This window comes from Desulfitobacterium sp. LBE, assembly GCF_007830365.1.
Taxonomy (GTDB): Bacteria; Bacillota; Desulfitobacteriia; order Desulfitobacteriales; family Desulfitobacteriaceae; genus Desulfitobacterium; species Desulfitobacterium hafniense.
In genome coordinates this window covers 2,893,239-2,911,021 of the sequence record NZ_VLKD01000001.1, presented here as the reverse complement: position 1 = coordinate 2,911,021, position 17,783 = coordinate 2,893,239, and the positions used below count along the sequence as shown (strand labels likewise).

Sequence of the window (17,783 nt, the reverse complement as noted above, 5' to 3'; positions counted from 1 at the left end):
TATTCTGAATTGGAAGACAGGATGACACATTCAGGTATGACGACAGGATTTGAGGTTATGCAGTTGATAGAACAAGCAAAAATCAGGGAAGCAGTACTCATGATTTTAGAAGCAATCGGAGAAGACCCTGAGCGGGAAGGGCTTAAGGATACGCCTGACCGAGTAGCCAGGATGTATGCTGAGATTTTCAGCGGGTTGGCAGAAGATGCGGGAGTTTATTTGGAATGTGTATTTACAGAAGAACATGAAGAAATGATCGTGGTAAAGGATATTCCTTTTTATTCGACGTGTGAACATCACCTGGTTCCTTTTATCGGCAAGGCTCACGTCGCTTATATTCCTGCCGGCGGCAAAGTCACCGGACTCAGCAAACTGGCCAGAGTGGTGGAAAGTATCGCCAGGCGTCCACAGCTTCAGGAGCGCTTAACCCGGGAAATTGCCGATGTCATTATGAAAAAGTTAAATCCCCAGGGAGTGGCCGTGGTTGTAGAAGCTGAGCATTTATGCATGAGTATGCGGGGCATCAAAAAACCAGGCTCCAAAACCGTGACTTCCGCAGTGCGGGGCCTGTTCAGGAAAAGTGCCAAAACCAGAGCGGAATTCTTATCCTTGATTAAAACCTAGGGAAGGCTTGCATGATCTTGCGCAGGAAGGAGCAAAAAGGATGGCTAATATGTATCTGAGTCCCAAAGAAATAACAGAAGAATATGTAGCAATCGGCCAAAAGAAAGCAAGCACTCCGGCCTACAAACTGTTTATACTGGGAATACTGGCCGGCGCCTTGATCGCTTTTGCCTCAGAAGGCTCAAATGTTGCCATTCACACCTTGGATTCCGTTGGTTTAGGCAAGCTGCTGGCCGGGATCATCTTCGGGACAGGTCTTATGATGGTGGTTATTACCGGTGCAGAGCTGTTCACAGGCAATACCCTGATCGTCATTTCCTGTATTGAAAAGAAAGTCCGCTGGCTCGATATGCTAAGAAATTGGGTCATCGTCTATCTGGGCAATTTTATAGGCGCCCTGACCATCGTTATGTTTATTATCTATTCCGGCCAATTGGACTTTTCCGGAGGACTTCTCGGCGGATTCACCATCAAAACCGCCGTCTACAAGACCGGGTTAACCTTCAGCCAGGCTCTCTTAATGGGGATTATGTGCAATTGGCTGGTTTGTCTGGCGGTCTGGATGGCAGCTGCGGCCAAAGATATCGCGGGAAAGGTGCTGGCCATATTTTTCCCGATTATGCTCTTTATCACCTCCGGCTTTGAGCACAGCATCGCCAATATGTACTATATTCCCGCAGGAATCATAGCCAAAATGAATCCCGTCTGGGTAGAGCAGGCCGAGGCTTTGGGTGTCACGGCGGCCAAGCTGGCTCATCTCAATTGGGAAAGCTTTATAGTCAATAATCTTATTCCGGTAACCTTGGGCAATATTATCGGGGGCAGTCTTTTTGTCGGTGTATTCTATTGGCTGGGTACCCTGTACAAAGGGAGGCCGGCAGCCGCGGAAAAAACAGACCGCCTTATGCCGGGAAAATTAGATAACGCTTGGGCAAAATCAAAATAAACAGATCTAAACAATAAGGGGAGGAAAAACAACATGGCTTTCAAAAGTGATATCGAAATCGCTCAGGAATCCACCATGCTGCCTGTGGCAGAGATCGCTGAAAAACTGAACATCGCCGAAGAGTATGTAGAATCCTATGGAAAGTACAAAGCTAAAATCGACTACAATCTCCTGAAGGAAAGAGGGGATACCCCCGACGGCAAGCTGATCTTAGTGACCGCCATTAACCCCACACCGGCCGGTGAAGGGAAAACAACCACCACCGTTGGTCTGGGGGACGCCCTTACTCATTTGGGCAAGAAAGTCGTTATCGCTTTGCGCGAACCCTCCCTGGGACCTGTATTTGGAGTTAAAGGCGGAGCGGCCGGCGGCGGCTATGCCCAAGTGGTTCCCATGGAAGATATTAACCTTCATTTCACAGGGGATCTTCATGCCATCGGTGCCGCCAACAACTTAATCGCCGCATTGCTGGACAACCATATCTATCAGGGAAATGCCCTGGACATCGATGTAAGGCGCATCACCTGGAAACGATGCATGGACATGAACGATCGTCAGCTCAGATATATCAATGACGGCCTGGGGGGCAAAGCCAACGGCATGCCCCGGGAAGACGGTTTCGATATTACCGTGGCCTCGGAGATTATGGCCATTCTCTGCCTTTCCAGTGACCTGGACGATCTGAAGCAAAGAGTGGAGAGAATCATCGTCGGCTATAGCCGGAGCGGGGAACCGGTCACCGCCGGTCAGCTGAAGGCTCAGGGAGCCGTGGCGGCCCTGCTCAAAGATGCTTTAAAGCCCAATCTGGTGCAAACCCTGGAGCATACCCCCTCCTTCATCCATGGCGGACCTTTCGCCAATATTGCCCATGGCTGCAACAGTGTTATGGCCACTAAGATGGCCTTAAAGCTCGGGGATTATGTGGTCACGGAAGCAGGTTTCGGCGCCGACCTGGGCGCTGAGAAATTCCTCGATATCAAATGCCGCTTAAGCGGTCTGGAACCGGATGCTGTGGTCATCGTGGCTACCGTCCGCGCTCTTAAATCCCATGGAGGCGTTGCCAAAGCCGATCTGAATCAGGAAAATCTGGCAGCCCTCAAGGAAGGACTCCCCAATCTGCTCAAACATGTGGAGAACATTACGGTTAACTTCGGACTTCCCGCCGTGGTAGCCATTAACCGTTTTCCAACCGATACCCTGGCCGAGGTCCAGCTGGTCGAAGAGGAATGCAAAAAGCTGGGTGTCAATGTGGCCCTTTCCGAAGTATGGGAAAAGGGGGGAGCCGGCGGTGTCGAATTGGCTGAAGAGGTTCTTAAGCTCATGGACAGCCCCAAGAACTTCACCTTTGCTTATGACATCGATCTGGGGCTTAAAGAAAAGATCACAGCCATTGCCACCAAAATCTACGGTGCCGACGGTGTGGACTTTATCGGTTCCAGCACCAAGGATATCGAGGGCATCGAAAGCATCGGCTACCGCAATATTCCGGTTTGCATGGCCAAAACCCAGTACTCTCTGTCCGATGATCAGAAAAAGCTGGGACGCCCCACCGGTTTCAGAATATCCATCCGCAGTGTCAAAGTATCGGCAGGGGCCGGTTTTGCTGTGGCCCTGACCGGGGATATCATGACCATGCCCGGCCTGCCCAAGGTTCCGGCTGCCGAAAGCATTGATGTGGACAACACAGGCAGGATTTCCGGTTTATTCTGATCGGCACCCAGGGAGTGCTTCATTGTCAAATTGGGCTGAGATGGCGGTGAATGCTGTCATCTCAGTTCCCAGGGTTATAGGGAGAGGGTTTTTATAAAGCTTGGTAAAAGGGTGCGGATAATATAAAAAATCCGGGAGAAAAGGATAGAGATAAATAAAGATAAGTGAAAAGGGTAGAGATAATAAAATAGGTGAAAAGAGTAGAGTTAAATAAAGATAGGTGACAAGGGTAGAGTTAACTACAGATAAATTGAAAAGGGTAGAGCTAAAGAGATAAACTGTGCGGATGAGACCAATTTTTAGAGAGAGGAGATGAACAGGATGCTTGAGTCAAGCGCTAAAGACTTTGTAGCGGCCCTTTCATCAAAAGAACCTATACCGGGAGGCGGCGGAGCCTCGGCCTATGTGGGTTCCATGGGCATGGCCCTGGGTGTAATGGTCGGGAATCTGACCGTGGGTAAGAAAAAATACGCTGATGTTGAAGCAGAGGTTAAGATTTTAATAGAAAAAAGCGAAAAAGTCATCGCCAGATTCCAGTCTCTGGTGGCGGAAGATGCCGCAGCCTTTTATCCCCTATCTCAGGCTTATGGCATGCCTAAAAACACCGAAGAGGAAATTCAGCGGAAAGAGGAAACACTGCAGAAAGCCCTGGTCAATGCCACCCTGGTTCCTCTGGAGATCGCCCGCTGCTGTGCGGAGGGGATCGACCTGCAGGAGGAATTCGCCCAGAAAGGCACCCGGATCGCCATCAGTGATGTGGGAGTGGGTGTGGCCTTCCTGAAGGCGGCCTTGGAAGGGGCCAAACTCAATGTTCTGATCAATACCCAGATCATGAAGGATCAGGAGTTCAAGCACAGAATCGAGACCGAACTGGCCGATCTCTGTACAGTCTATACAGCCAAGGCCGACCGGATTTTTGCTGAAGTTCAGAATTCAATTACGGGAGGTAAATCATCGTGACCCAAATTCTTAATGCCAAGCCGGTGGTTCAGGCCATGAAGGAGAACCTCCGTCAGGAAGTTGCGGCCTTGCAAGCTGAAGGAAAAGCGCCGACGCTGGGAATTATCCGGGTGGGCAGCCGCCCCGATGATGTTTACTACGAGAATAATATCATTAAGAATTGTGAAACTGTAGGAATCGCCACCAAGACCTACCCCCTCGATCTGAATATCAGCATGGAAGAATTTACTGCCGTTATGACTCAGGTCAATGATGACCCTTCTGTGCATGGGATCATGCTTTTCCGGCCTCTGCCCCCACAATTGGATGAAGAAGTCATTAAGCACCTCATTTCAGCGGACAAAGACATTGACTGCATGAGCCCTCTCAATCTGGAGAAGGTCTTTGAAGGGGATATGAGCGGCCTTTTGCCCTGCACACCGGCCGCCGTCATGGCAATTCTGCGCCATTATGACATTGAGCTGAAAGGCGCCAATGCCGTAGTGATGGGAAGAAGCTTAGTGGTTGGCAAGCCTCTGAGCATGATGCTGCTCCAGGACAATGCCACCGTGACCATCTGCCATTCCCGGACCAGGAACCTGCCGGAAGTTGCTAAAAACGCGGATATCGTCATTGCGGCCATGGGCAGAGCCAGAATGATCGATGACAACTATGTTGCGGAAAACAGCATCGTCATCGATGTGGGCATCAATGATGCCGGTGACGGCAAAATTTGCGGCGATGTGGACTATGATGCGGTAGTGGACAAGGTCAAAGCCATCACTCCTGTACCTGGGGGAGTCGGCTCGGTTACCACCACCATTCTCTTAAATAATTTAGTGAGAGCCTGTAAAAGCCAATGATCTTAATCCGGGGCTGGCCTGTGAGGATGCAGAGAAAACATAATCGTGTTTGTAAAAAGGGAGCATGCTTGCGGCAAGCTCTCTTTTTACTAGGCGCCTTCAGCTGCAGGCTGGTAATTTTATCTGCCTGGGTTTTCACCAGGGTTTTCACGAGAGTGTACAGGAGTTGCCTTCCTGGATGGAGAAAATAGACAAGAGTCAGGAGCGAACTGAAGAAAAAGGAGGGGAAACAATGGATTCTGATGAGCTGCGGCAAGGTCTGAAAGAACAGGGTTATATAGCCGATGACAATACCCTCATGGCTATGCAGTGCTCCCTGCTGCTGAACAAGCCCCTTTTGATCGAGGGGCCGGCCGGTGCCGGAAAAACCGAACTGGCCAAAGCCTGGAGCCGTTATTGGCAGCGGCCCCTGATCCGCCTGCAATGCTATGAGGGGATCGATGAAGCCAAAGCTTTGTATGAATGGAATTACCAGAAGCAGCTGCTTTATATTCAATCTCAGAATACCCGGCTGCAGGGCATTCAGGATAAACCTTTTCAGGGGGCATATCCTCAGGACTCAGGTCAGCAGAGTCCGGAAGATAATGCCTGGGCAGTTAACAGCAAAACCATCTATTCGGAAGAATTCTTATTGAGCAGACCTTTGCTGAAAGCTATCCGCAGTCCCCAACCGGTGGTTCTGCTCATCGATGAAGTGGATAAAAGCGACGAGGAATTTGAAAGTTTTCTCCTGGAAATCCTCTCAGACTGGCAGGTTTCCATTCCGGAAACGGGCACGATCAGCGCGGCCAGCATCCCATCCGTCCTGCTCACCAGCAATAATACCCGCAACTTAAGCCATGCCCTACGGCGGCGCTGCCTGTATTTATATCTGGACTATCCCGGTGAGCAGCGGGAGCTGGACATTCTGCGTCTGAATTTTCCGGAGCTGCAGGAAACTCTGGGCCGGCAGGCGGTCATTTTGATCCGCAAAATCAGGCTGGAACGGCTGAAAAAACATCCCAGCATCAGTGAGGTGCTGGACTGGGTCAACATCCTTAACCAAATGGGAGCCCGGGAGCTGTCCCCTCCCCTGGCCCTCAATACCCTGGGCCTGCTGCTTAAATATAAGGAAGACCAGGAGAAAATCAGAGAAAAAATAAACCAGAAGGACTGGTTTGATGGAATATTTACTGCTTGATATGGCCCGGCTGCTCCGGAGAGCGGGGATCCATGTGGGCACCCCGGAGCTTGAGGACTGCCTGCAGGGGTTGAACCGGCTGGGAACAAAAATCAGCAAGTATGCCTTTTATCAGCTGGTGAACACCACCATGATCAAAACTCCCTGGGGGGCGGAATTTGTGCTCTGGCTGACCGAGCTTTACTATGGACCGGACCCGGAGCTCAGCAACGACCATCTCCAACTGCTTTCCCGCCGTCAGGTCACCGAGGTCACCGGGGAAGGTCTGGGCAGCAGCGGCCGGGGAGCGCCGGTGGAACTGCTGGCCGAGGCGGTGCTGAAGAAAAATATCGGCCTGATTTATGCCGTGCTCCAAGGATTGAACATCAGGCTTGAGCCTCATTGGGAAGACGAAGAACGGGCTTTGGAGTTTTTCCGTGAATGCAGCGGCTGGGGGGAAGTCCGGCGGAGAGTGGAAGAATCCCGCCGCCGGGGGGAACTGGAGGAAGAGGAGTACGCCCAGGCCTGGGAGACTCTCGGCGAATGGAACTGTCTCCTGCAGGATCAGATTGAACTGCAGATGATTCAAACTATGAGCGGGCAGGTTCTGCTGGACGAACTGAAAAAGCACAATCCCCGCACCATCGATTTTCTGGCCGGGGAAGAGAGGCAAATTGAGCCTATGTTCCGGGAAATTCAAAAGCTTGGCCGCAGATTGGCTGTCCGTCCGGGCCGGCGGCGCCAGGTCGCGGGTAAAGGAACCATAGCTCTGAGCAGGACCGTCCGGCGGGCCCTGCAAACCGGCGGCATCCCCCTGGCGCCGGTACGGGTGCGCCGCAAACCGGCTAAACCCGATCTCTGGCTCCTCTGCGATATGTCCAATTCCGTCAGCCCCTTCAGCTATTTTATGCTGCTGTTTGTTTACGCTACCCAGAGCCGTTATGCCCATATCCGTACCTTTTTGTTTGTGGATGCACTGCTGGAGGTCACGGAGCATTTTCAGGGGCAGGATTGGAGCGATGCCCTGCACAGCATGAAAAGGCTTAAAGGCTTCAACCTTACCGGCTATTCCCATTACGGCAAAGTCCTCCAGCAGTTTGCCGCGGAGCATTTAACCCAGCTCAGCAGGAAAACCACGGTGATTATCCTGGGAGACGGCAAGAACAATGGCTATAAGCCGGAAGGGCATGAGGCTCTGGCCCAGATCAAAGAGTCGGCGGCCGCCCTCTACTGGCTCAATCCCTTGAGCCGGAATCTCTGGGGCGCCGCCGACTGTCTGATGGAAAAATACGAAGAGAATTGCACCGGGGCCTGGCCCTGCTGCAATATCCAACAGCTGGAGCAGTTTTTACTTTCCTTGTAAGCTGAATCCCCGTTGCTTCACGAATGTTAACTCCCGGAACCTATCGGCGGGCTTCCAATAGGTCAATGATTCTGTAGAGACCTAAAAACAAGACACCGATGGCGGCAATCAGCAAAATAAAGTACAGATCCTTCCCTAAGGAACCGCCGAACCGGCTGATCAGGGCCTGAATCACAGCAACTAGAAAGGACAGCAATGACGCGGTCAAGACAATTTTGGATATATATCTTTTCATTCCTCTCTCCTTATCAAGTATCCTTGTATATGAAATTTAAATTCTCATTCCCTGCCGGTATCCGGAGATTATCACCCGCCTGCCGTGTCTGGAGATTCAGCCCCTGACAAGCAGACCAACGCGCTTTCCAGCCGGCGGTCTTTGACTTTTATAATCTTGATGGCCAGCCCGTATTCCTCAAGCTCCGGGGTGCTGCCGTCCCCGGGGATGGAGCCCAATAGCCCGAAGACCATGCCCCCGAAGGTGTCGTAATCTTCATCAGGAAGCAATACACCCAGCTGCTTTGTCACTTCGTCCAGTGGTGCAGAGCCCTGAATGCGCCAGGTTTTGGAATCAATACGCTCAATCAGCGGAGACTCCGCAGGCATGGAAATGTCATCATCCAGGTCACCTACCAGGTGTTCCAGCAAATCATTCATAGTGATGATGCCGCTCATGCCGCCGTATTCATCCACCACTACCGCAAAGTGGTTTCGGGATTTTTTCATATTGCGGAAAAGAACATCCGCCCGTACGGATTCCGGGACGAAATAAGCCGACTGTACGGCGTTTTTCATCACTTCGTCACGGGCTTTGTTTTTCAGTCTGAAGTAATCTTTGGCATACAAAACGCCGAGGATGTTGTCAGGGCTATCCGAGCAGATAGGGTAGATGGAATGCCTGCTTTCATTGATGGTTTGCTGCCATTGTTCATCGGTTTCATCAAGCCACAGGAGAGCAACTTCCGTCCGATGGGTCATGAGCTCCCCGGCGGAAATATCGTCAAATTCAAAGATGTTCTGAATCATATTCTGCTCGTCAGGCTGAATGGTTCCTTTTTGCTTGCCGGCATCCAGGATCATGCGGATTTCTTCTTCCGCGTTTTCTTCATCCTCGCTGTTGGGATCAACCCCGAAGAGCCGCAATAAACCGTTGGTGGATACCGTGAAAAGCCACACCGCAGGGGTAAATATTCTTGAAACCGTATAAATAAGCCCGGACATGCCCAGGGCAATCTGTTCAGCTTTTTTCATAGCCAGGCGTTTGGGAATCAGTTCGCCCAGGAGTACGGTGAAATAGGTGAGCAAAACTGTAATGATAGCCACAGACAGGATGCTGATGACGGCTGCAGGAATATTAAAGCCCATCCCGGCAAACCAGGCCACCAGGCGGTCGGAAAAGTTTTCCGTAGCCACGGCACTGCTCAGAAGATTGACCAAAGTAATGCCAACCTGAATCGTGGCCAGAAAACCCGCCGGCTGTTCAGTCAGCTTGGTGAGACGCAAGGCCCGCTTGTCACCGGCAGCGGACAGTTTGGCCAGTTTGTTATCGTTCATGGTAATTACGGCAATTTCCGCACAGGCAAAAATCGCATTAAAGAAGATAAAAATAAGTTGAAGTAAAAATAACCAAAATAAAGGACTGTCCGACAAAATAATACCCTCCCAAAATTCTGCTTTATCGTGATAATAGTTATGCTGCTGCCAAGGGATGCCTTAGTGGCAGAAACGCTTTATTGGACTGACATCCTTTGTTATAGCCGTAAAAAAATACACAACAATAAGGACAATGTAAAATTGCCCATATCATTGTGTAATATCCTTGCATAGACCTGTTTACTAAGCAGGCCTAATTTATCCCATCGAGGATCAGGCGGCTCCGATTCAGAGTCAGGATCGTCCAAGGTAATGTCACTCCTTTTCATTATTAATGATATTAGAGGGTTCATTATCTGTCAATCCCTTTTGCGGTTCTTTTATCGGCAAACCATGTCAAAAAGGATCTTATTGCTTAATCCCCTGCAGAATCTCGAATATCCTTTCCGGCGCAGCGCCTTTAACACCGATTTCCACCAGGACATCTCCATATAATACGCTGAAGCTCATCCGCTGACCCGGCTCATCCCCGGCATCGGCAATCTCATAAGTCCTGGCCCGTACCGCATCCAGTGTCAGTTCATCTATGAGGAAGATGGGATTATCCACGATGTCCTGTAATTCTCCAGGGACTGAATCAGCCCGGGGAAGGGGATAGAGGCATAGGTCGTAATTCTCTTTATGGTCAATCGGGGTGATCCGCTCTTGGTCCTTATCCTCCAGCAGGGAAACCCGCCAATTGATATAGCCCATGCTCTTTGTCCAGTTGACAAAGAGAGCATCCTGGTTCTGATTGATAGAGCGCAGAGCATCCTCAAAAGCAAACCCTTCAGGGAGGTCTGTGGGCAGATAAGCACCGAAATCAGCATCGGCCCGGGCTTCCCCGAGAGTGAGCCCCTCCTCCCGCAGCTCAGGTATGACGGGATGGAATACGGTAAGATCGGCCCTTCCGCCCTCAATCAGACGGCCAACCAGCTCTGAGATTTCAGCCTGAAGAGCTTCCTTTTCAGCTTCCGGGCCGCCCAGCTCCACATAGTAGGCCAGGTCTGCCAGTTGGAAAGCGGCAAAGTAGATGATGTTCTTCAGCCCCCGGCTGTTGGGCCGGGTCTCAAAATAGCCTGCGGTAACCTCTGTGCCAAGCGGATCCGAAGTTTTGGTCTCCACATCAAAGGCATAGTCAATCTGCACCTGGCCGGGAGCAAGCTGGAGATAGGTCTCCAGTCCGGATGGGGACAGCATATGGGCATCGATATTGAATAAGGCGGCCACATTTTGCTCACTTGAGAAATTTGCGGTGGCCGTGATCCTCCGCATGTCTGCCAGACCCGGGAAAACAGCACGAAGCTCGTCAGCGGTCAGCTCCTGCCAAAAATGACCGGGAATTGCCATATCGGCTGCAGCAAGGCGGGCTGCTTTATTAAAAACCAAGGGGTATTTGATGGATGGATCAACAGACTGGGAAATCCCTGGATTACCTGGCATCAGCGCCAGGGGATGCTCCATGAAGCGGAGCAGCATAAAAACACCGAGCAGGATCAGAGCCAGACAAGCAAAGGCTGCCCTATAACGCCGGAGCAGGGGTGCCCGGTATTGGGTCCGGGCCTTGCCCGTGCCCATGCCTGCCTCTGTGCAGGACATAAGCTTTTGGTGCAAAGCGTCCGAAACGTCTATGTTATTCATATATTCCTTATAAGCTTTCATAATCGTCCTCCTTTATAGAAAGCTTGAGCTTCTGCCGGGCACGGGTCAGAAGGCTTCTCACAGTTGCTTCCTTTTGCCCGGTCAGCTCGGAAATATCCTTAATGGAATAATCCTCATAATAGAACAAATGGATGACCGTACGGTATTTGGAAGGTAAGGCCATGATCTGCTCCAGCAATTCATACTGCTTGGGCTCTGAAGCAGGATAAGAATCGAGAAAGGGCTCCCTTCGCTTGTGCCAGGGTGAGCGCAGACGGCTTTTGCCTAAGTTTACGGTGACCCGGATCAGCCATGCCTTTGCATGCTCCGCCGATTCAAATTGGGGAGCCTTCTCATAAGCCCGCAGAAACACTTCCTGGACGATGTCCTCAGCATCGGGGATATTCCCCGTAATCGCCAGCGCTGTGCGGTAAAGTCTGTTTTCATGTGTTGTTACGAACACCTCAAAGTCTTCCGGCCGGGCAGACTTATAGGCCATGTCCTTCACCTCCTATCCTATATACGCTTTAGACGGGAAAAAGGCTGCAGATCCTTCTTTAAAGAAAAATAATGGATAAAGAAACCCGATTCGATTCATTTGCCATTCAGATTGTACTTATCCTCCTGTCCCGGGTTATACTTTAATCAAGATAAAACTCGATGATCCAGACAGAAGAGTTAAGAGGGGGATGGCCATATGTATTATACTAAAGAAGAAATCAACACGATCCTTGCCGGAATGCAAGAAGGTAAGACCTATGCTCAAATTATGGATGAAATGCATCCAAGATCCGAACTCCTGTGCCTATATGATTGTGCGGAGGAAAATATGAGATCCTTTTCACTGATTGGGGCTATCTATAATGCTATAACTAAAAAAGGAAAGCCCAAATTGCAGAATCCATACACAGAATGCCTGGAATGTGCTGATTGTCTCTAAGGCGGACTGAACAAGAAAACCTGTACTTTCAGATGACACAAAGGAAAACCTTATTCAAAGAGCTTAGACTCGGTGAATAAGGTTTTTTATTTGGGGCGGCCTTTTCCAAAATCAATAAGAAGGGAACTGCCGGAATGGCCGCGAATCCATAGTAGTATGAATTCAACCCGGCTATCGAAAAGATAGTCCAGAACGTGGAGTCTTAGAACGTGGAAAACTTCCGGAAAGGAGCGAAGGATGGCAAAGAGATATATTATGCTAAGACCTGAAGAAGAGGCTGCAGCGGAAGCGGAATCAACCCTCAAGGAGATGATTTGCTTTGGGGAGAACTCTAAGAATTATCGTTTTCCGGATGTCGAGGTCAATGATGAAAACCAGGTCAAACTGCAGAAGCTGGTCGACGAATACAATCTCCTGATTGAGCAGGAAGAGAACAAGGACCTGGACCTTAAGACCTTCTTTGCAGGGAAACAAATCAAACTCGAGCATGTGGACGAGTTTGAGGAGCCGCGGGATATGTTTATTCTGTTGATCTATTTTAAAGAGGTCTGCAAGCTTACGGATTTTGAGCCTGTAGCTGTGATTTAGCCTGCAGCAGTGATTGTGCAATGGACCTAACCCTGATCGGCAAAAAAACAGAGGTTTCAGTATAAATATACTTAACCTCCAGCGCCCTGAGCCTACAGCTGTGATGATATGCTCCTTTTCTTAGCGGACCTGGGCTAACCTGACTAACAGGAAGACAGTCCTTCTGATTTGATTGAGAAGCCCCGGTTCAGGGAGCTATCCGAATAGTCGATGACTGAATCGGAAACATACTGTTCCAGATTAGCATCGTAGACAACGGTAATTCCCTGGGATTCAATGGAGATATCGTCTTCGTGAGTTAACTCATCCAGAGTTAAACTTAATTGCGGGCCTCCTCAGCCAAAGCCCCTGAAAGCAACTCTCAGCAGAGTGTGGTCGGGATTATCCTGAGTGGCAATGATTTCCTTTAGCTTTTCGGCTGCTTTTTCAGAAATTTGCATTTTAATCACTCTCCTTATTCGTATTTTGTTCAGCTGGTTTATATTTTACCCTTGGATTTTTTGGATGTTTATCCTGATAAGACTATTATAAAGACTTAATTAAACAAAATCAACATACCCCTTGGGGGTATGTTGATTTTTTATTTGTTCACCATTAAGAAGGCATAAATCCCTTGATACATATGCCCTGAGAAAGGGAAAGGAGCCGCTGATTATTGTTTAAAGTATTTTCCGTCACCCAGATAAAACAGCTGCTTGTCCCGGTACATTCGTTGGTCGGCTGAGGACAAAACAGCCTCCATATTCTTTTCTTCCAAAGAAGTGGCATAACCTAAGCTTAAGTTTAATACCGCGGGAGTATTCTCGGTCGGAATCTTATTTTTGCTCCTTATTCTGTTGGCGATGGTTTTGAGAACGGCTTCCTGATAAGAGGTAAGAATCAGAAACTCATCGCCGCCAAAGCGGAAGGCGAAATCAGTATCTCTGATGCTGCTTCGAATAGCCTCAGCAGCTTCCTTGAGGATTCGATCCCCTTCTTCATGGCCAAAATGGTCATTGATATACTTCAAACCGCTAATGTCAAGCATAATCAGCCCGTAAGGCTTGGACTCCGTAATATAGCTCTGAATAACCGTATGAAAGAGATTGCGGTTATATAGCCCTGTGAGGGCATCCGTTTCGGCATTTTTCTTTAATTTTTCTAAGCTTTCTTCTCTCGCCGTCACATCCTTGGTAAGAATCATTGCCCCCATAAATTTATCCGGTATGTTGATCGGGGAATAGGCGTTCTCAATAAACCTGTTTTGAGTTTTAATCACTTTGTGCCATTCCATAGCGGCAGGCTGATTGAGCTTCTCAATCACTTTGGGCTGGTTTTCTTTTTTGTGACAGGAGAGAATAGTGTTTTCGGGGAGCTTATTGTCCCAGCCAAGCAATTCACCGGCCAACTGATTGAAATAAATAATTTTTCCCGTATTGTCGACAAGAGTTAAACCGATTTTTAATTCCGCAAGGATAGTATCGATAATCTCAGTTGGAATGGAATTGTAAGTCATAAAAGCCCCCCTGGTTTAGAATTTAGCATAGCTGAATATGGTTTGCACGGGCTGAAAGCAGCACCCTGGCTCGGAATAATTAAAGCTTATCAAAATGATGTGAAGTGTCAAGAAAAGAATCTGCCGGAATGCCTGCCGGGCCATTCCCGGAGAGGACATACTTATCCTGCAGCGGGAAACAATAGTACTCAGTGACACCTTACAGAATATTAACCAAAAAGAAGGAACCGGCGTGATTATATGAGGTCAAAACTCAATCAGTACAACCAAAAAAGGAATTTCACCAGAACCTTGGAGCCGGAGGGGATCACAGAAATGCCCCAGGCGGGGCTGAGGTTTGTAGTGCAGCACCATCTGGCCCGCAGAGATCACTACGATCTTCGTCTGGAATGGGATGGAGCCATGTTAAGCTGGGCAGTGCCCAAGGGGCCTTCCTACAATACCCGGGATAAGAGACTGGCTGTACAGGTGGAGGATCATCCTTTGGAATACAGGCATTTTGAGGGGACCATTCCCAAAGGGGAATACGGGGGCGGTGTGGTCATGCTCTGGGATGAAGGCTTCTGGGAACCTTATGTGGATGTGGATGGGGGACTCCATGAAGGTATGCTGAAGTTTGTACTGAAGGGCAGAAGGCTTAAAGGCAGGTGGGCTCTGGTACGGATGAAAGGGAAAGCCGGGGACAAGAAGGATAACTGGTTGTTGCTTAAAGAAAAAGACGACTATGTGCAAACAGCCGACGGAATTTCCCAATTTACCACCAGCATCAGGACCGGACGCACCATGACGGAAATTGAAGAAGGGGAGGAGGAAAAATTCACCCGGAACCCCTTCAGCAGTACGGAAGTGCAGCTTGCCAAATTAGTCCGTCACCTTCCCGAGGGTGAGGGCTGGCTTTATGAATTGAAGTATGATGGCTATCGGATCGTGGCCTATCTTGAAGGGCACAGGGTCCGGCTTATGACCAGGAACGGCCATGATTATACAGAGCGGTTCCAGGATGTGGCCTCTTCCCTCGCTGATTGGGCTGAGGGAAGGGCCATGATTCTGGATGGGGAAATGGCCATTACGGATCCGGAGGGCAAGACGGACTTTCAGGCTTTGCAGAACTATTTGAAAAATCCCCGGACCAAAAACCTGACCTATATCCTCTTTGATCTCCTGGCCCTGGATGGAGCCGACTTGCGGGGACACCCCCTGATCCACAGGAAGGAAACCCTGGCGGCCTTGCTGGAGAATGCTCCCCCAAACCTTCACTACAGCCGGCATGTGAGGGGAAAGGGCGAAGAAAGTTTCCGGGCGGCTTGTGAAGCAGGCATGGAGGGGATTATCGGCAAAAAAGCCGATGCCCTTTACAGCGGAACCAGGAACGGCGACTGGATCAAGCTGAAATGTGATCAAAGGCAGGAATTCATCATCGTCGGCTATACTCTTTCCCAGAAAAGAATCAGTGGGATCAGCTCCCTTCTCCTGGGTATTTACGAAGGCCGGGAATTGGTCTATGCCGGCCGGGCCGGTACCGGCCTGAAGGAAAGCGACATGGAGGAACTTGAAGAGAAATTTAAGGACATCAGGAGAAGTTCGGCGCCCTTTAAACCTGCTCCTAAGCCCAGAGCCAATGAACGGATCACCTGGGTGGAACCTGAACTGGTGGTGGAGGTTAAGTTTGCCGATTGGACCGAAGAGAATCTATTGAGGCAGGCCAGCTTCAAAGGCTTGCGGGCGGATAAGAACCCCAGGGAGATCAGGAGGGAGAGGGCGGATGAGGAAAAAGATGATGGGGAACTGCAGCTTCAGCCACCTGCCCCTGAAAGGAAGAGCCTCATGAAAATCAATACCAACAGCATGATTATCGAAGGAATCAAGATCAGCAGTCCGGACAAGGTGATCTTCACCGATCCTGAAATCACCAAAGTGGATATGATCCGGTATTACGCCAAGGTGGCAGAGCGCATGCTGCCCTATGTAAGCCGCCGGATTCTCAGCATTGTCCGCTGTCCCAAAGGGGTAGCCCAGACCTGCTTTTATAAGAAGCATCCCGGCCCCGGCAGTCAGGGAGTTGTCACTATTCCCATTCTCACCAGTGACGGAACAACAGAGGACTACTTCTATATTGAGAACCCTTCCGGGCTGATCGCCGAAGCCCAAATGGGCACTCTGGAATTTCACATCTGGGGGAGCCGTGTTGATGAGCTGGAGAAGCCTGATCTGATGGTCTTTGATCTGGACCCCGACGAGGGAATGGAGCTGGGTACGGTGCGCCAGGGTGTGCGGGATCTGAAAACCATCCTTGCCGAGCTTTCCCTGAACTCCTATCTCAAGACCAGCGGGGGCAAAGGGTACCATGTGGTGGTCCCCTTAAAACCCGCCGTTTCCTGGGGAGTCTTTCATGATTTCGCCCAAGGCGTCGCCCAGGTCATGGAGCAGAAATGGCCGGATCGTTACACAAGCAATGTGCGCAAGGCCAAGCGCACCAACAGGATCTTCATCGACTGGATTCGCAACGGCCGGGGAGCCACCAGCATTGCCCCCTATTCCCTGAGAGCAAGAAGGGGAGCCAAGGTATCCATGCCCATCACTTGGGAGGAGCTGGATACAGTGGCTCCCGACGGTGTGGATATGGCGGAAGCCCTGCGCAGGATCCAGGACAGTGATCCCTGGGAAGGTTTTTTCCGGAATCAGCAGCGGCTTCAGTGAGGGATTATCTATAAACTTGAAGAAAACAAGGTTTGCGTTCTTGCTGTGATCGATGGCCAAAGAAATAGGGAAGATAGTTTGCTCAACCGGCTTATACCACAATCTAAGCAGAACATAGCTTAATGACTCAATAAAAAACGTCGGCAGAGGCCGGCGTTCTTTTATTGGGTACCCATGAGGTACATCCTATATGGTTGTTCCTCTAAGACACAGGAATAATGTTGCGGGAAATAGTGATATAGTCATATTTGGCAATAAGAAAATCCTTCAGCAGGGTGAGGGGCAGGATACTTTCTTGTGATTTATGGATCAACATCAGGCTCCATGAAAAGGCGCTGCCGGCAAGGGGGCTGTTCCGTTCGACCTGAAGCTGCTTTGTATTGGGATAGGTGTATTCAAACATCAGGCGGTTTTCGTTTTCCATAAGGTAAAAGGCTGTTTTGGCCGAAGGAATGACTTCGACGCTGATCTGAACGCCTGCCTTCTGCAATTCCTCATACAGCGGCCTCATAATCAGTTCCGGAGAACCCCAGACGACGCATTTTTCACCGGCCAGATCCTCGATGCCGATCTGTTTTTTTCGGGAAAAACGGTGGGTTTCGGCGAAGGTCACGCCGAAGGGGAACCTGCAGATGGTATCGGCTGCGATTCCGGGAATGTCCCAGTCCATCATGACCAGAATGGCGGCGGTCAGCTCTCCGGACAGTACCTTTTCAATCGTCTGATCCGTCGTCAGGGATAACAACTCCAGCGGCAGTTCCGGGTGAGCGGTTCCGAACTCTTCCAGATAGCCGGGCAGCTCCGGACTGAAGAACGGCAGAAGGGAGCAGGAAATCCCAAGCCGCAGGGTCTTTCCCTGAACGGCACCCACCTCCATGAGCATGGATTCATAGGTGCGTGTCAGCTCTTCCGCATAGTTTCGCACCGTTTCTCCTGATGCAGTCAGGGAAAGGCGGTTGCGCAAATTACTGAAAAGCGTCGTACCAAGCTCGGTCTCCAGAGATTGGATCGTCTGACGCAGTGCCTGACGGGATATGAAAAGGCGGACCGCGGCTTTGGTATAATTCATTTCCTCACAGCAAACCAAAAAGGCCTTTAGCTTTGAAATATCCATCTCAGCCCTCCAAACGCAAGCAATTGCTTGCACCTTGTGAAAATTATAGCTGCTTTTTCGGGGCTTGTAAAGTTG

At 50.0% G+C, this 17,783-nt stretch carries 16 protein-coding genes; 10 read left to right on the top strand and 6 right to left on the bottom strand.

The window, feature by feature from the left end; translation table 11 throughout:
- Window positions 1-57: 57 nt before the first annotated feature.
- The 7 genes from folE (at window position 58) to DESLBE_RS13820 (ending at window position 7,604) form a co-directional block, all read left to right on the top strand.
- On the top strand, window positions 58-624 hold the full coding sequence (folE, locus tag DESLBE_RS13850) for a GTP cyclohydrolase I FolE (RefSeq protein WP_011459178.1): 567 nt from the start codon (window positions 58-60) through the stop codon (window positions 622-624).
- A 40-nt stretch (window positions 625-664) separates the two neighbouring features.
- Window positions 665-1,570 carry a formate/nitrite transporter family protein gene (locus DESLBE_RS13845; RefSeq protein WP_144677343.1) on the top strand — a complete coding sequence of 302 codons (906 nt, stop codon included), beginning with the start codon at window positions 665-667 and terminating at the stop codon, window positions 1,568-1,570.
- A gap of 33 nt (window positions 1,571-1,603) precedes the next feature.
- On the top strand, window positions 1,604-3,280 hold the full coding sequence (locus tag DESLBE_RS13840) for a formate--tetrahydrofolate ligase (protein ID WP_144677341.1): 1,677 nt from the start codon (window positions 1,604-1,606) through the stop codon (window positions 3,278-3,280).
- A 321-nt stretch (window positions 3,281-3,601) separates the two neighbouring features.
- Entirely contained in the window at window positions 3,602-4,240 is a 639-nt protein-coding gene (locus tag DESLBE_RS13835; RefSeq protein WP_015942840.1) for a cyclodeaminase/cyclohydrolase family protein, read from the top strand.
- Window positions 4,237-5,082, top strand: coding sequence for a bifunctional 5,10-methylenetetrahydrofolate dehydrogenase/5,10-methenyltetrahydrofolate cyclohydrolase (locus DESLBE_RS13830; protein ID WP_144677339.1), 846 nt, complete (start codon window positions 4,237-4,239; stop codon window positions 5,080-5,082). The genes DESLBE_RS13835 and DESLBE_RS13830 overlap by 4 nt, the downstream gene beginning before the upstream one ends.
- 232 nt (window positions 5,083-5,314) lie before the next feature.
- Entirely contained in the window at window positions 5,315-6,262 is a 948-nt protein-coding gene (locus DESLBE_RS13825) for a MoxR family ATPase (RefSeq protein ID WP_020502646.1), read from the top strand.
- Window positions 6,243-7,604 carry a VWA domain-containing protein gene (locus tag DESLBE_RS13820; RefSeq protein ID WP_144678656.1) on the top strand — a complete coding sequence of 454 codons (1,362 nt, stop codon included), beginning with the start codon at window positions 6,243-6,245 and terminating at the stop codon, window positions 7,602-7,604. The genes DESLBE_RS13825 and DESLBE_RS13820 overlap by 20 nt, the downstream gene beginning before the upstream one ends.
- Window positions 7,605-7,644: 40 nt before the next feature.
- Here DESLBE_RS13820 and DESLBE_RS13815 read toward each other — a convergent pair whose 3' ends face one another.
- The 4 genes from DESLBE_RS13815 to DESLBE_RS13800 all read right to left on the bottom strand — a co-directional run bounded on the left by DESLBE_RS13815 (window position 7,645) and on the right by DESLBE_RS13800 (window position 11,373).
- Window positions 7,645-7,839 carry a hypothetical protein gene (locus DESLBE_RS13815; protein ID WP_144677337.1) on the bottom strand — a complete coding sequence of 65 codons (195 nt, stop codon included), beginning with the start codon at window positions 7,837-7,839 and terminating at the stop codon, window positions 7,645-7,647.
- Window positions 7,840-7,910: 71 nt separating this feature from the next.
- Window positions 7,911-9,251 (bottom strand): hemolysin family protein, encoded by a 1,341-nt coding sequence (locus tag DESLBE_RS13810; protein WP_144677335.1) that lies wholly within the window; start codon window positions 9,249-9,251, stop codon window positions 7,911-7,913.
- A 351-nt stretch (window positions 9,252-9,602) separates the two neighbouring features.
- The gene (locus DESLBE_RS13805; protein ID WP_144677333.1) at window positions 9,603-10,895 is read right to left on the bottom strand and encodes a hypothetical protein; all 1,293 of its coding nucleotides are present in this window, start codon (window positions 10,893-10,895) and stop codon (window positions 9,603-9,605) included.
- Window positions 10,882-11,373, bottom strand: a complete 492-nt coding sequence (locus tag DESLBE_RS13800) for an RNA polymerase sigma factor (RefSeq protein ID WP_005809864.1) — start codon at window positions 11,371-11,373, stop codon at window positions 10,882-10,884. Before DESLBE_RS13800 ends, DESLBE_RS13805 begins: the two co-directional genes overlap by 14 nt.
- Before the next feature lie 198 nt (window positions 11,374-11,571).
- On the opposite strand from DESLBE_RS13800, the gene DESLBE_RS13795 reads away from it, so the two are divergent.
- Together DESLBE_RS13795 and DESLBE_RS13790 are read left to right on the top strand one after the other, a co-directional pair.
- On the top strand, window positions 11,572-11,814 hold the full coding sequence (locus tag DESLBE_RS13795) for a hypothetical protein (protein ID WP_005809862.1): 243 nt from the start codon (window positions 11,572-11,574) through the stop codon (window positions 11,812-11,814).
- A 237-nt stretch (window positions 11,815-12,051) separates the two neighbouring features.
- On the top strand, window positions 12,052-12,402 hold the full coding sequence (locus DESLBE_RS13790; protein WP_005809858.1) for a hypothetical protein: 351 nt from the start codon (window positions 12,052-12,054) through the stop codon (window positions 12,400-12,402).
- Between the two features lie 652 nt (window positions 12,403-13,054).
- Here DESLBE_RS13790 and DESLBE_RS13785 read toward each other — a convergent pair.
- Window positions 13,055-13,897 carry a GGDEF domain-containing protein gene (locus DESLBE_RS13785; RefSeq protein ID WP_144677331.1) on the bottom strand — a complete coding sequence of 281 codons (843 nt, stop codon included), beginning with the start codon at window positions 13,895-13,897 and terminating at the stop codon, window positions 13,055-13,057.
- 240 nt (window positions 13,898-14,137) lie between these two features.
- Between DESLBE_RS13785 and ligD the strand changes: the two genes are divergently transcribed.
- Complete coding sequence (gene ligD, locus DESLBE_RS13780) at window positions 14,138-16,594, top strand: DNA ligase D (protein WP_018307100.1); 2,457 nt, start codon at window positions 14,138-14,140, stop codon at window positions 16,592-16,594.
- 202 nt (window positions 16,595-16,796) lie between these two features.
- Here ligD and DESLBE_RS13775 read toward each other — a convergent pair whose 3' ends face one another.
- Window positions 16,797-17,708 carry a LysR substrate-binding domain-containing protein gene (locus DESLBE_RS13775; protein ID WP_018214305.1) on the bottom strand — a complete coding sequence of 304 codons (912 nt, stop codon included), beginning with the start codon at window positions 17,706-17,708 and terminating at the stop codon, window positions 16,797-16,799.
- Window positions 17,709-17,783 lie beyond the last annotated feature (75 nt).